Source organism: Streptococcus sp. HMSC065H07 (assembly GCF_001837325.1).
GTDB classification, from domain to species: Bacteria; Bacillota; Bacilli; order Lactobacillales; family Streptococcaceae; genus Streptococcus; species Streptococcus salivarius_H.
Genome location: NZ_KV832031.1, coordinates 110,432 through 122,262, shown reverse-complemented (window position 1 = coordinate 122,262; position 11,831 = coordinate 110,432). Strand labels below are relative to the sequence as shown.

Here is an 11,831-nt window from a genome sequence, read left to right as displayed (position 1 = left end):
TTTAGCTATCAGTTAAGCCATCAGACAGAAGAAGGGGCTTGACGCTTACAACAGGTACGAGATAATTTGCCTTTAATTTTTTGAAAGGCTACAACAAACGTTATTAGCAACTAAGCATAACGAGAAGTTCTTCCTATGGTTTTCCATAGGCACGCGCAACCTTGTTTTTTGAGACAAGGCTTGCCGGCTTCTTTGTTATGCTTTTTTTGTTTTGAGTTTGGGTAGTTGGACAAAAAAGGAAGGCGACATCTCGATGATTAGAGACGAGGAACAGGTGTTCCCAACTCTAACTTATCGGCATACGGAGGAGGGGCTACGAACAGGTGTTCGGTGCTTTCCAAGGTCACTTTACAACAATTATTTAAAGGAGAAAGACAGTGAGAAATTCTTTCAAAACAAGCTCTACTTATAGAGCTGCAAGAAAACAACAAATGACAGCATCAAAAAAAGTATTTTTTGATGCTGACGGCATGATGATCACTGCCTCAGAATGGGCTACTCTAGTTCTATCTGGGGAGGTAGACCCTAAGACCTCTTGGTCAAATGATCATGTTAAGGGGTATATCGATTATTTATCCCCACGTAGCCATTTCACCAAGAAAGGCTATAGAGAGTACCTTGGTAAATCAAGGTATGTCTCTAAACAAGAGCCTAAAGGGGAAATTGTCGAGATGATGGATCTCGAGTTAGTGTTTTAGAAAAAGGAGAAAAACAATGAGAAAATCAATGACGAAAAAAATGAGAATGGTTGATACCTATTCTCCAAAACACTTCAGAACAAGCTCTACTTACAGAGCAGCACGAAAAAAACAGAAAACGGCAACAAGAAAGTCGTTCTTTGATGCAGAGGGCATGATGGTCTCTGCTTCAGAATGGGCTACTTTAGTTCTTTCTGGGGAGGTAAATCCTAAAAATTCATGGTCTAATGATCATGTTAAGGGGTATATCGATTATTTATCCCCACGTAGCCATTTCACCAAGAAAGGCTACAAAGAATTTTGTGGAAAAAGCCATAAGTTTTCTGAAGCTTTAGATGAAGGGGAAATCGTATTCCTCGACATTGAAGTCGTAGCAGAGGATTAAGAAAGGAGAAAATTATGCTCAACAAAGTCATTATTACTGGACGTCTTGTAGACGCTCCAGAACTTCGCTACACACCTTCAAACAAGGCGGTGGCGACTGCTCGTATCGCTTGCCCTCGTGATTTCAAAAATCAAAATGGGGAGCGAGAAAGCGACTTTTTCCCTCTAGTTATTTGGGGGAAGCAGGGAGAGAATTTCGCGGACTGGTTAAAGAAGGGGTTTCTTGTAACCGTTGAAGGACGGTTGCAAACTCGTTCTTATGAAAACCAACAAGGTCAGCGTGTATATGTGACCGAGGTTAATGTGTCAAACTTTGACAACTTACAGCCTCGTCATAGCAACACCTCTTCTCAACAAAGTCCAGATTTTGGACCTGCAGAAGGGGGCTTTCCTGGTGGCGGAGAACCGTTAGATGCTTCTATATTTGAAAATATTCCTTTCTAGATAGCAAGGTCTTTAGAAGAAAATAGAGAGAGTTCAGTCATACTGAGCTCTTTTTGTTTATGAAAGGAGAAAAATGATAGAAGAAGTAGCAATTCTACCTCCATTGACAGAGGATAATTACTACCAAGATAGGCATTACATGTCTACTTCTCGTTTGAAGGAGTACATCAAATGTCCCTTAAGGCAGGAAGTCGTTGACTTGGGCTTTTGGCCTGAGAAAACAGAGACAGAAAGCCTACTTGTTGGTAATTATGTTCATTCTTATTTTGAGGCTAAAGAAGCTCATGAAGCTTTCTTGGAAAGGAATCAAGATAAGATCATAAGTCAACGAGGGAAAACCGCTGGCCAAGTAAAAGCCCCTTTCAAACAAGCAGATAAGATGATTGCTGCTTTAGAAAAAGAGGAGCTATTTAATCGTTTGTATCATGGTACAGATGATGAAATGGTGGAGAAAGAACGGATTATCACTGGTACGTTAGAAGGGATTCCCTTCAAGTGCAAAATTGATAGTCTGAATCTTTCAGGCGGTTATTTCATAGACCTGAAAACGATGGAGAGTCTTCAGTCGGAAAAATATTCGACGACACTTCATCGTTATACGAAGTCTCTTCTCTATAACATTGTAGAATATCAGTATACGCTACAAATGTACGTATATCAGGAGTTGCTGAAGCAAACCTACGGTTATGAGTTTACACCTTATATTATGGCGGTTTCAAAAGAACCTGTTCCAGATAAGGAGTTAATTCTGATTGATGATACTATCATTGAAATGGGGAGAGACATCTTCTATGGGCATCTTGAAGTACTTAAAGATGCTTTAGCACATAAGTCTGTCGAAGGATGCGGTCACTGTGATTACTGTTTAACGAATAAGTCGTTAACAACAGCAAAAACAGTGGCAGAATTTTTACAACAATAAACAGGAACACAGTGGTTTAAAAAAGCCACTTTTTAACATTTAAGGAGAAAAACAATGACTGAAACTATGTTGAACACAACCAATGAAAAAAATTTAGTAGCCGAGCTTATTGAAGCTAAAGTAGCTTTAGCTAAGGCGGAAATGCAGTTAGAATGGCAAAAGGCTGAACAAGCTAAAGACCATTCTAAACCGGAGCCAGAGGTTATGGCTCCATTGTTTGAGGCTTTGGCCAAGGCTCAGGCTGAGTTCGAGTCTGTAACAGCAACAAGTAGAGTCACGTTTAAGAACGTGGACTTTAAGTTCGCCCCTCTATCAGAGATTTTAGGGGCTGTACGTCCAGCTCTTAACAAGTTCGGCTTGACGTTGACTCAACAAACTAAACACATTCCGTTTGGGAATGCCAATGGGATCAAAGTTGTGACGACACTACTTCATGAAAGTGGTGTCTCTTACGACATTGAGTCTGTTCCTGTATTCTACAATGTCAATGATATTAAAAATCTGGGAGCACAAGTAACCTACCTACGTCGATACGAGGTGAAAACATTGCTTGGTATTGAGGCTGATAGCGAAGAACTAGATATGGACAATGTGCCAAATCATTCGCAATCAGTTCAACAGACTGGTAACTATGATAGTAACCATAATTATCAGTCAAATGCCCAAGCGAAAACACCTCGCAAGCCAACAGGTGCTAGATATGGTAAATCAGCCAAGTCTGCGTCACTTGCTACTTCTTTGAGTAGCAGTGAACAGACATCACTTAGTGAGGTGACATCAGCTAACAAAGTGGTAAGTGATAGTGTCTCACAAGCAACTAGCGAGTCTGAAGTAGCTCCACAAAAGAGTGAAACAGCTACAAAAGGGATAAAAGCTGCTTGTAACGATGATCAACTGATTCAAATGGTTGCTCGTGGTGAAGAAGCAGCATTGTCTCTTGGAGCAACAGAAAGCCAGTTGCTTGAGTGGTCTCAGCTAGGAGAAAGCCAAGGGTTGACTGTTCAACTCAAAGCTTTATCTGATTTTGTTTCTAAACAACGTCAGCAGGCACAACAACAATAGTAGTAGAACAAAAAGTGGTCAGACTTTATTACGGCAACAAAATAAGATAAATGTTAATTAGAGGTGTTTACCTGATTGGCATTAATTGAACATTATCCAGAGGGTAGAACTATCCCTGGGTGAGAAAGAGTTTGCTATAATAGGAAGAGAATTATACAACATGATATTATAAGGACTAAGGTAGGAATGGGTATGCAAAATATTAATGATCTTTTTGAAGCATATGTAGCAGAAGAGGACCCTATTAAGAAGGAGTTTTTGCTAAATATGTACAACCATGCTTTGCAAGAGAAACAAAAAGAGGTGATTAGTCGTGACTTTGTCAGATAAACAATCACCAGTATTTTAAATTTTTTCCATTCAAACCGAACATATGTCGAACAACAAGTTTGGTACACTTTCTTTAAATAGACACTTCCAGAGCTGTTGGTTATTCGGGTTGTGGCCATTCTAGGCTATTTTTCCTATGCAACTTGCTTCGCAACAAATTGGTTTTTAAACTATTAGTTGCCGTAGTATTTCTAATCCCTATTCTTCTGATAGAAGGGATTCAACACTTCTTTCGTAGTTGAACAAAGGAAGGAGACGTCTATTATTAATATACTGTGTTTTTTAGAGGGTGCAAAAAAGCCTAAAAAACATAGGGAATGTATGGCTAAAGTACGTACTTATCTAAAAAATGACGGGCATAAGGTTCGAGAAGGGTATGTTTCACTAGCAGGTCTTGAAGCTTTGGATAAGAGAGGAATCAACTCCATGAGTGAAGCGGTTCCAGGAAAAAGAGTCTGGTTAATTGTTTATGATGAAGATCGTCCGTGTAAGTCCTATACGAATGAGGATATTCATTACTACAAGGAATTTGTGGCTTTGTTTTCGTCTCGTCTGAAACGTAGACTTTACTATGAAGAAATCCTCAACGAACTGACAGCCCACAAAACAAGAAAAGAAAAATGGTCCTAGGGGCCATTTTTTGTTTTATAAAGGAGAAAAAACAATGACAAAAAGAGAAAAAGCCTTGTGGTTACACGAGCACTACAAGAACTACTCCCTTAAATGGTACCTAGAGAATGATGCGAGATTAAATGCGATGTTTAGGAAAGTTTATCATCGCTATATGACTGATCTCAATGCACGCGCTTCGAAAGCGCAATTGTCTCATATTGAGGACCTAGGCAAACGTATGAGAGAAGTATACGAAGATGTCTACGGTACTAATTTTGATAGCGATTGTCGCTTAGACCGTTCAGAGACAAATCGAAAGGTGCAAGCTATCCGCTCTATGTGGGTAGTAGCACCGGCCTAGGAGGAGGTAGTTATGGATAGAATTATGATTTTGACCAATACGCTACCTCACGAAAGTAATATTTCGGTTATCTATAAGGGTGACGTTGCTGTTGTAGTTGCAAGAGATAACCAGGAGCGTTTACTCTTTAAAGTAATAACAACAGTAGCAGTCGCAATGAAACTACAGGCTGAATGGCTTGTGGTTTAACAGGTAAAGGAGAAAAACAATGACAGAAACAATTACTAGGAGACAAGTAAGACATCCTAAAGACTTTGGTGATAGAGAGCTATTCAAAAGGACTTTTTCTCACTGGATTCCTTCAGAAAAGATCGATGCCTTGTATTCTGAATTGCAAGGAGATTTTAAGAAGGTCTGTGAGTTAAGTATCGAGGAGTTAAAACATTATGGATTAACTCAGAGAGATGCTATTGCCTTTCTTTCAATGCTTGAACTTTTTAAACGTTCAGAAGGTGAGGAAGAAAAGCCAACTTGTGTCACTGGGACTGGATATTTTGCTCAAAGTATCCAAAAAGCCTATGGACATAAGAAGCAAGAGCATCTTGTAGTGTGGTACTTAGACGTGCATTATAACGTTATCGAGGAGCGAGTAGTTTTCATCGGTAGCGTTCATCGTAGTATGGCGTGTCCAAGAGAGATTTTACACTATGCAGTGAAGAATTTAGCTCGCTACGTGCTGGTAGCTCATAACCATCCCTCTGGAAGTGTATATCCTTCCAGTAATGATATTAATGTTACTGAGGCCCTTGAAGATGCTGCAAAGCTCTTTGAGATGGAGGTCTTAGACCATGTTATCGTAACGAAGGATAATTACTATTCTTTTAGAGATAACGGAAGAATGCGTTGTTTCTAGGAAAGGAGAAAAACAATGGGAAATATTTCTGATGCCTTTGGAAAGGTAACTATTTCCGCACCAACATTTTCAGATATTGAGGTGCTTGTGGCTACTCATAGGGTAATCAATGCCAAAGCTTGGACCCCAACGACTCTAAAAGGTCATCCAAGAAAAGCAGATTGTATCACAACTGAAGAAGGAGTTGTCTCAGCGACACTTCCTTTTACAGCTTGTGGGAACTGGAATATTCGAGAGAATATCGATAGCTTTTTGACTAACATCTTAAAGCAAGATAGCACTCTTAGTGATATCCCAATGTCTGCCACATTTGATTATGTGGATGCAGAGTCTGGCGTGAACTTTATTTATAAAGCAACCGTACTGACTCGCAATGTCCCAGGTAAAGGGGTAACCACTGAACTCTTAACAGATGAAGACCTTGGAGATTACTCAGAGTCTTATCTAAAAGAGCTAGAGGAAGTCTATGACCAAGAGCTTGCTTTAGGCCGACTGTCTATCTAAAAATGGTGTTATAATAGGTATAAAGAAAAAGATGTAGCGAGGAGACAAAGCATGAAAGAAACCTTCTTTTGGACCTTTAGTTCAGATGCGATTTCGACCTTATCTGATTTGACGTCAGAAGGTTTTGAAGTCGATTGGACGGTAAGGAGTTCATCTGATGCTATGACCAGTGGTTTTGTGATTCAAGGGGAGGTTTCTGGAATGATTGAGTTCACTCCAGAACCTAGAGATTTTTACACCTTTGTTCATAAGTTAGAGGTTCGTATGGATAAGAAAAATCAAGGGATAGCAGGGCTTTTGTTAGCACATGTTGCCCAAGATGCTTTCAATCGTGGTTTCGAGGGGGTCATGATCTGTCTTTCAAAGACTGCTCTTTTAGATTACTACGTACGTCGCTACGGTTGCAGTCGTATTGCAAACACCAATCGTGTGATGTTTCATACGGCAGCATGCCAGTTGCTCATTGACCGATTTTTGAAGGGAGGCGAAAGCTAACCATGAGGATAGTTGAACAATTTAAGGCAGACTGGAAGTCTTCAGGTTTACCGAATAAACCTTACAAGACACTAGAGGAGATTGAAATGATTAAGAATGGCAATCTTGTCTGGGCTGCGCGTGTTGAAGAAAAATTGGGGCGTAAGTTAAGCCCACGAGAACTTGATGAGATGCAGTGGTGAGTTACTGCTATAAATAGTGTATCGTGCAAGATACATCGCATATTTGATACATTAGAGAAAGAGGAAGGTATTAGCCCTAGGCTACACCTTCCTCTTTTTCTATGGAGGAGAAAAAACAATGACAACATTATCAACAAATTTACTAGGAAGAAAACTGTTTGAACGTATTTCCTCTGATAAAGAGGTTAATGGTTCATTTTCAGGAATGACCTTACATCAGTTTTTGAATAAGACTGGTAATAGCCATCTTTTTATTAAGAAGGATGGAATGGTTGCTATCAATACCTTGTTAGAACAAAGTGGGTTAAAGCCTATTTCTTATGATGAGGCGTTGGTAGCAATGGAAGACTTAAAGATGACTAGTTTAAGGTCACAATTTGGGTTTTTCATTAAACCAACCCAATATAAACGTCAAAATCCAGAAATTTTGGTACGTTTGGGAAGCAATCGTAAGGTTGTATTCCATCGCTATTACTTTGATAATGGCTACATGGCTAACCTGGTTTATCAGGTAGAAGATGACCAGATTGAGTTCTGCCAGTCTTCTGTCTTTAAGAGTTGGGACAATGGTGAGTATCATCTTACTTACTATACGCCAGTAACAGAAGATGTTGAAGACATCAACACGCGCAAGGAGCTGCTTTCTTTCTTACGTCGTGTCGAGGAGCTTCCTTCTGTTAAGTAGAGAAGTTATGGTAGTCCAGTTTCTAAAATAAAAAGGAGAAAAACAATGACAAAAAAACATATCTATATTTATAAAAACAAAAAAACTCAAGAGGTCTTTGCGGATCTTTTTGCCAAAGACCTTCTTGAAGGCGTTACAACTTTCCCTCAGATTGATAACGCTCAATCCTATTCATTCTTGGAACTCTCTTGTCTTTATCTCAAGAGAATTCTGGAAATGAAGGAGCGTAAGGTTCAAACCCTATTCGTTGAGGGAAAACCCGAACCAGCACTCGCTTCAGCATTGTTACAAGCACGTGCTATGGGGCTGAATGTTGTCATCAAATTGAAGACAACTGAAAGCAATAGCGAGACACAAGAAGAGTTCAAGGAGCTCGGTCTTGACGATGTTGTAATGGCTTGACCTGAATAAAAAAGGAGAAAACAATGACAATCACTCAAGGACTCTATTATATTGAAAAGGTTCACCAATATAATAGTAATATTGCTGGATTTCCGTCAGACCTAATTGATGACCGGATTGCGTCGATTATTGATAGCAACAAGTCGGATATGCAACAAAGTTTGCTATGCCGACCAGTTAGGAACGTGGTCTTGAATCGAGAGGGAGTATCTAACCTTCCTCCGATTGAGATCCCGTTTGAATCTTCACTTTATTATGAAGTTGAGGAAATCAATCCTGGTCTATCAAAGTTGATTATTACCACAGAGCATGCAGAAGCTTTTCAAGAAGCTGATATACACATGTTGGAAACTCGCTTGATTATGTTACAGCGAGCAAAAGAATGTGGAAATTTTACGACAAGTAATTTTCCGAGTCGTTTTCCAAAAGAAGCAAGAGATGATTTAAGTCAATTAGATCTTCTAGCTTGGGGAACAAAAGATATGCCAACCTATCTTTTCTGTCTGATGGAATCTGCATTAGACAGTTACCGAGGATTTTATTCCTTGAGAGACCTAATGGAGGATGCTAACGGTACCCTTCAGCAAGGTTACGATAAAGCTGTGTATTGGCTCTATAGTGGAGTCAAAGGTCAGTACGAATATTAAAGGAGAAAGATAATGACTAAACATAGTTATACAGCAACATTTAAGCGTAAAGACGAAACAGTCTTTACAAAAAGGTTTCTAGCTTCAGATTTGTTTGAAGCTGATGAGCATGCACTACAGTATGCGACTAAGCGAGACATTCTCTATCTCGACTTAGGGCCTGCAGTTCAGTAGAAAGGTAAGCTACGTATTTTATACGTGGCTTTTTTAAAAGGGTTATACGGTCTACTGGTTTTTATTGCTTGCCAAAAACTCGTGCTCTGGTGGATCCTTATTGAAGGAATTAAACCCGAAATAGTTGATAAAAAAGAAATAAAATGCTAACATTTAATAAAAGTGTTAGCATTTTATTTCTTACGAAAGGATAGTGCTATTATGAATAATATTGAAATGATTATGGCTTCTTTTCAACAACATCAAGGATTTTTGACCTTTCAACAAGTACTTGAAGAGAAATTACCTTACAAAATATTGCTGAGAATGATTGATGAGGGACAAGTAGAGATTGAAGGAAAGGGGTTATATCGCCTCCCTGATACTTATCTGGACGAATGGTTTGTGGCGCAGCAACGTTTTTCAAAAGGAATTTTTTCTTTAGAAACAGCTCTTTGGTTACATGGATTATCACTAACAGTTCCCTTTGAGATGACGATGAGCTTTCCTTATGGAACCAATACAAAAAATGTTAAATCAGAAGGTATACGTCCGTTAGTTCTTCGTTCTTATTATGATGAAGGAATTATTGAGCTTGAGCGACAAGTGGGGCAGAAGATTAAGGTTTACGAGCCGGAGAGAGTTTTAGCAGAATGTTTGAGACCAGTTTATCAAGTTGATGTTCAAGTTATAGCTCCTGCATTTAAGATGTATTTTCAAAATCACAAAGTTAACTCTTCAAAACTGTTTCACTATGCACAGTTATTCAAGGTGACTAATAAGTTGCAATCTTACATGGAGGTATTAACCTAATGTTTTCCAATGCAAATAGCTTTAAGGCAAAGATTAAGAATATGGCTAAGGATAGAGGTATTCCTGCCCAGCAGCTTCAGCAAAACTTCCTGATTGAACAGGTATTGAAATTGATTGCTAAAAGTTCCTATAAGGATTCTTTCATTGTTAAAGGCGGTTATCTAATAGGACAGTTGATAGGACTTGATAAGCGAACGACAATGGATTTAGATGTGACGCTTAAAGGGACTACACTTAGTCAAGAAAATCTGATTACCATCTTTGAAGAGATTCTTTCGGATTCGGACGATGTCTTTTCATTTGAAGTAGATAAACTAGAGCCGATTCGCCAAGATGACGAATACGGGGGATTTTCTCTAAAACTCAATGCTACATTTGATACTTTAAGAGAGGTTGTTTTCATCGACATTACAACGGGTGATAAGATTACACCTAGAGAAATTACTTATTCGATGTCATCCCTATTAGCAAATGAAACCATTGAGGTTTGGACTTATAATTTGGAAACTGTTCTAGCTGAAAAATTGGAAACGATCATTAGCCGAGGAGTAGCATCAACACGTCCTCGTGATCGTTATGACCTTTTTACCTTGTACCATACCAGAAAAGATGAGATAGATTTCGATGTGTTGCGTAAAGCTCTGGCCAATACTGTAGAAAAACGAGGAAGTAAAGAGGCTATTGATATTTGGGAAAGTCAGCTAAATAGTATTGAAACTGATGAGTATCAAAAGCAACTTTGGACACGTTATCAAAGACAATTCAAATATGCACAAGATATTTCTTTTGAGAAATCAGTTCAGATTGTTAAAGAACTCATGACAACTATTATGTAATATAAAACGGTTCATTACCATATATTGGGTAGTGAACCGTTTTTTGTCTCTAATCCTTCTGGTAAAAGGAACATTCATATCCATTCGCTCGAAGGTTGCTATCAGGCATCCAGTTAGGTGCTATACCCATTAGACTTGCTATATCTTCAAGGCTTTGGTCTTTATCACACTCAATGAAGACTTCATCATTAAGGAGTTGCTATGTATTGGTGGTAGTGTAAAATAAGTTGTGTAAACACAAAATAATTGACAGTATATTTTTGGTTGAAAAGTCTTTACAAATATGGTAAAATAGCTTTAGAAACGATAATATTGTTATTCATGGGGATATCTCACCATGATAATGGAACGTCGTGGAATATCAACATGACGTTTTAACGCAAGGGGGAAAACTCTTGCGTTTTTTGTTTTGAAAGTCTGTTATAGTTAAATAGACAAAATGTATTTAATAAAGAGTGTCCCCCAATCCAAGATTAATGTGATGATATTTATGTGTTAAAAAATTAAGCTAGGAAGTTAAGAATATGGAAATCAAAAATCACTTTGGCGTCTATGGAGTTTGTCTTCAAGAGGGGAAACTGCTCTGCATTGAAAAAACAAGAGGACCTTATCAGCATCGTTTTGATTTACCTGGTGGTAGTCAAGAACCAGGTGAGGGCCTGACAGAAACTCTCAAGAGAGAAGTTCTGGAAGAGACGGGCTATATGCTTAGCGATTATTCAAACCCTAGAATCTATGATGTGCTGGTTCAAGAAGATGGGCAAGACTTTGTCGTACACCATATCATGGCCTTTTATGATATAGTACTTGACTTGGAACACTCTCAAAAATCCCTTCCTCATGAAGTTCTTGATGGAAGCAATGATTCAGCAAATGCCATTTGGCTTCCGATCGAGCAGATTACCGAAGAAACTGCCTCACCCATAGTATTGAAGGTGAAGGCAGAGTTACTAGGATTTCCAGAATTAGAACTGACAAGCTATAGAAATTGGAAGGTAAAAGAAAAGAAGGAGCAATCATGACACCGCAAGAAATGTGGAATGCCTACAAGCAAATCACCCCCTCTATTGGAGATGAGATAGACGCCTGGGCTTTTGGTGTGGAACCAGACCTTTTAGCGGATTTGGTGTTTACAGGTGAAAAAACAGCAACTGCCTCAGCCTGCGACCTCTATGCAGTAGGGGACGAACCCCTTCCACAAGAAGGAACCTTTGATGTGATTTTAGACAGCCAACATCAAGCTATCTGCATTGTCGAAATCACCAAGGTTTCTGTTCAGCCTTTCAATCAAGTGTCAGACGACCATGCCTTTAAGGAAGGGGAAGGAGATAAGTCCCTTGCCTATTGGTGGCAGGTTCACGAGGAATTCTTCACGAAGTGGCTGGAGAAAGCGGGCCTGACTTTTACACCTGACAGCAAGGTTGTTTTAGAAGAATTTCGCAAGGTTT

21 protein-coding genes are annotated in these 11,831 nt (G+C 39.1%); all 21 read left to right on the top strand.

All coding sequences use genetic code 11. The features are described 5' to 3' along the window. The first annotated feature begins 431 nt into the window (after positions 1-431). A complete protein-coding gene (locus HMPREF2637_RS05300; protein WP_256315910.1) occupies positions 432-698 on the top strand; it encodes a hypothetical protein in 267 nt (88 codons plus the stop codon). 16 nt (positions 699-714) lie between these two features. Then, entirely contained in the window at positions 715-1,083 is a 369-nt protein-coding gene (locus HMPREF2637_RS05295; RefSeq protein ID WP_002892465.1) for a hypothetical protein, read from the top strand. Positions 1,084-1,097: 14 nt separating this feature from the next. Then, entirely contained in the window at positions 1,098-1,526 is a 429-nt protein-coding gene (gene ssb, locus HMPREF2637_RS05290; protein ID WP_070839502.1) for a single-stranded DNA-binding protein, read from the top strand. Between the two features lie 73 nt (positions 1,527-1,599). Further along, positions 1,600-2,448 (top strand): PD-(D/E)XK nuclease-like domain-containing protein, encoded by an 849-nt coding sequence (locus tag HMPREF2637_RS05285; RefSeq protein ID WP_070839499.1) that lies wholly within the window; start codon positions 1,600-1,602, stop codon positions 2,446-2,448. A 54-nt stretch (positions 2,449-2,502) separates the two neighbouring features. After that, positions 2,503-3,510, top strand: coding sequence for an ERF family protein (locus HMPREF2637_RS05280; RefSeq protein ID WP_070839496.1), 1,008 nt, complete (start codon positions 2,503-2,505; stop codon positions 3,508-3,510). 192 nt (positions 3,511-3,702) lie between these two features. Next, a complete protein-coding gene (locus tag HMPREF2637_RS11300) occupies positions 3,703-3,840 on the top strand; it encodes a hypothetical protein (protein ID WP_002887336.1) in 138 nt (45 codons plus the stop codon). 321 nt (positions 3,841-4,161) lie between these two features. After that, positions 4,162-4,470, top strand: a complete 309-nt coding sequence (locus HMPREF2637_RS05275; protein ID WP_002887335.1) for a hypothetical protein — start codon at positions 4,162-4,164, stop codon at positions 4,468-4,470. Positions 4,471-4,504: 34 nt separating this feature from the next. After that, positions 4,505-4,813 carry a hypothetical protein gene (locus HMPREF2637_RS05270; protein WP_070839493.1) on the top strand — a complete coding sequence of 103 codons (309 nt, stop codon included), beginning with the start codon at positions 4,505-4,507 and terminating at the stop codon, positions 4,811-4,813. A 12-nt stretch (positions 4,814-4,825) separates the two neighbouring features. Beyond that, on the top strand, positions 4,826-5,002 hold the full coding sequence (locus tag HMPREF2637_RS11295) for a hypothetical protein (RefSeq protein WP_002887333.1): 177 nt from the start codon (positions 4,826-4,828) through the stop codon (positions 5,000-5,002). A gap of 19 nt (positions 5,003-5,021) precedes the next feature. Continuing rightward, the gene (locus HMPREF2637_RS05265) at positions 5,022-5,666 is read left to right on the top strand and encodes a JAB domain-containing protein (protein ID WP_070839490.1); all 645 of its coding nucleotides are present in this window, start codon (positions 5,022-5,024) and stop codon (positions 5,664-5,666) included. Between the two features lie 15 nt (positions 5,667-5,681). Next, a complete protein-coding gene (locus HMPREF2637_RS05260) occupies positions 5,682-6,170 on the top strand; it encodes a hypothetical protein (protein ID WP_070839488.1) in 489 nt (162 codons plus the stop codon). 51 nt (positions 6,171-6,221) lie between these two features. Then, positions 6,222-6,665, top strand: a complete 444-nt coding sequence (locus tag HMPREF2637_RS05255) for a GNAT family N-acetyltransferase (RefSeq protein WP_070839486.1) — start codon at positions 6,222-6,224, stop codon at positions 6,663-6,665. Positions 6,666-6,667: 2 nt separating this feature from the next. Beyond that, complete coding sequence (locus HMPREF2637_RS05250) at positions 6,668-6,847, top strand: hypothetical protein (RefSeq protein ID WP_070839484.1); 180 nt, start codon at positions 6,668-6,670, stop codon at positions 6,845-6,847. Between the two features lie 118 nt (positions 6,848-6,965). Then, positions 6,966-7,532: a hypothetical protein gene (locus tag HMPREF2637_RS05245; RefSeq protein WP_070839481.1), complete on the top strand. Its 567-nt coding sequence runs from the start codon at positions 6,966-6,968 to the stop codon at positions 7,530-7,532. A gap of 45 nt (positions 7,533-7,577) precedes the next feature. Further along, positions 7,578-7,934 (top strand): hypothetical protein, encoded by a 357-nt coding sequence (locus HMPREF2637_RS05240; protein WP_070839478.1) that lies wholly within the window; start codon positions 7,578-7,580, stop codon positions 7,932-7,934. A 23-nt stretch (positions 7,935-7,957) separates the two neighbouring features. After that, positions 7,958-8,581 carry a hypothetical protein gene (locus HMPREF2637_RS05235; protein WP_021151529.1) on the top strand — a complete coding sequence of 208 codons (624 nt, stop codon included), beginning with the start codon at positions 7,958-7,960 and terminating at the stop codon, positions 8,579-8,581. A gap of 12 nt (positions 8,582-8,593) precedes the next feature. After that, a complete protein-coding gene (locus HMPREF2637_RS11290; protein WP_171963507.1) occupies positions 8,594-8,755 on the top strand; it encodes a hypothetical protein in 162 nt (53 codons plus the stop codon). Between the two features lie 201 nt (positions 8,756-8,956). Next, on the top strand, positions 8,957-9,547 hold the full coding sequence (locus tag HMPREF2637_RS05230) for a type IV toxin-antitoxin system AbiEi family antitoxin domain-containing protein (RefSeq protein WP_070839476.1): 591 nt from the start codon (positions 8,957-8,959) through the stop codon (positions 9,545-9,547). Further along, the gene (locus tag HMPREF2637_RS05225; RefSeq protein WP_070839475.1) at positions 9,547-10,383 is read left to right on the top strand and encodes a nucleotidyl transferase AbiEii/AbiGii toxin family protein; all 837 of its coding nucleotides are present in this window, start codon (positions 9,547-9,549) and stop codon (positions 10,381-10,383) included. The genes HMPREF2637_RS05230 and HMPREF2637_RS05225 overlap by 1 nt, the downstream gene beginning before the upstream one ends. Positions 10,384-10,907: 524 nt before the next feature. Continuing rightward, a complete protein-coding gene (locus tag HMPREF2637_RS05220) occupies positions 10,908-11,405 on the top strand; it encodes an NUDIX hydrolase (RefSeq protein WP_070839473.1) in 498 nt (165 codons plus the stop codon). Next, positions 11,402-11,831 (top strand): ASCH domain-containing protein (locus HMPREF2637_RS05215; RefSeq protein ID WP_070839466.1); only part of this gene is annotated, 430 nt, incomplete at its 3' end. The genes HMPREF2637_RS05220 and HMPREF2637_RS05215, both read left to right, overlap by 4 nt.

Coding starts and splice junctions, on each gene's coding strand:
- HMPREF2637_RS05245 (WP_070839481.1), top strand. CDS start 6,966: ATGACAACATTATCAACAAATTTACTAGGAAGAAAACTGTTTGAACGT.
- HMPREF2637_RS05255 (WP_070839486.1), top strand. CDS start 6,222: ATGAAAGAAACCTTCTTTTGGACCTTTAGTTCAGATGCGATTTCGACC.
- HMPREF2637_RS05285 (WP_070839499.1), top strand. CDS start 1,600: ATGATAGAAGAAGTAGCAATTCTACCTCCATTGACAGAGGATAATTAC.
- HMPREF2637_RS05230 (WP_070839476.1), top strand. CDS start 8,957: ATGAATAATATTGAAATGATTATGGCTTCTTTTCAACAACATCAAGGA.
- HMPREF2637_RS11300 (WP_002887336.1), top strand. CDS start 3,703: ATGCAAAATATTAATGATCTTTTTGAAGCATATGTAGCAGAAGAGGAC.
- HMPREF2637_RS11290 (WP_171963507.1), top strand. CDS start 8,594: ATGACTAAACATAGTTATACAGCAACATTTAAGCGTAAAGACGAAACA.
- HMPREF2637_RS05300 (WP_256315910.1), top strand. CDS start 432: ATGACAGCATCAAAAAAAGTATTTTTTGATGCTGACGGCATGATGATC.
- HMPREF2637_RS05280 (WP_070839496.1), top strand. CDS start 2,503: ATGACTGAAACTATGTTGAACACAACCAATGAAAAAAATTTAGTAGCC.
- HMPREF2637_RS05240 (WP_070839478.1), top strand. CDS start 7,578: ATGACAAAAAAACATATCTATATTTATAAAAACAAAAAAACTCAAGAG.
- HMPREF2637_RS05235 (WP_021151529.1), top strand. CDS start 7,958: ATGACAATCACTCAAGGACTCTATTATATTGAAAAGGTTCACCAATAT.
- HMPREF2637_RS05295 (WP_002892465.1), top strand. CDS start 715: ATGAGAAAATCAATGACGAAAAAAATGAGAATGGTTGATACCTATTCT.
- HMPREF2637_RS05275 (WP_002887335.1), top strand. CDS start 4,162: ATGGCTAAAGTACGTACTTATCTAAAAAATGACGGGCATAAGGTTCGA.
- HMPREF2637_RS05220 (WP_070839473.1), top strand. CDS start 10,908: ATGGAAATCAAAAATCACTTTGGCGTCTATGGAGTTTGTCTTCAAGAG.
- HMPREF2637_RS11295 (WP_002887333.1), top strand. CDS start 4,826: ATGGATAGAATTATGATTTTGACCAATACGCTACCTCACGAAAGTAAT.
- ssb (WP_070839502.1), top strand. CDS start 1,098: ATGCTCAACAAAGTCATTATTACTGGACGTCTTGTAGACGCTCCAGAA.
- HMPREF2637_RS05260 (WP_070839488.1), top strand. CDS start 5,682: ATGGGAAATATTTCTGATGCCTTTGGAAAGGTAACTATTTCCGCACCA.
- HMPREF2637_RS05250 (WP_070839484.1), top strand. CDS start 6,668: ATGAGGATAGTTGAACAATTTAAGGCAGACTGGAAGTCTTCAGGTTTA.
- HMPREF2637_RS05270 (WP_070839493.1), top strand. CDS start 4,505: ATGACAAAAAGAGAAAAAGCCTTGTGGTTACACGAGCACTACAAGAAC.
- HMPREF2637_RS05225 (WP_070839475.1), top strand. CDS start 9,547: ATGTTTTCCAATGCAAATAGCTTTAAGGCAAAGATTAAGAATATGGCT.
- HMPREF2637_RS05265 (WP_070839490.1), top strand. CDS start 5,022: ATGACAGAAACAATTACTAGGAGACAAGTAAGACATCCTAAAGACTTT.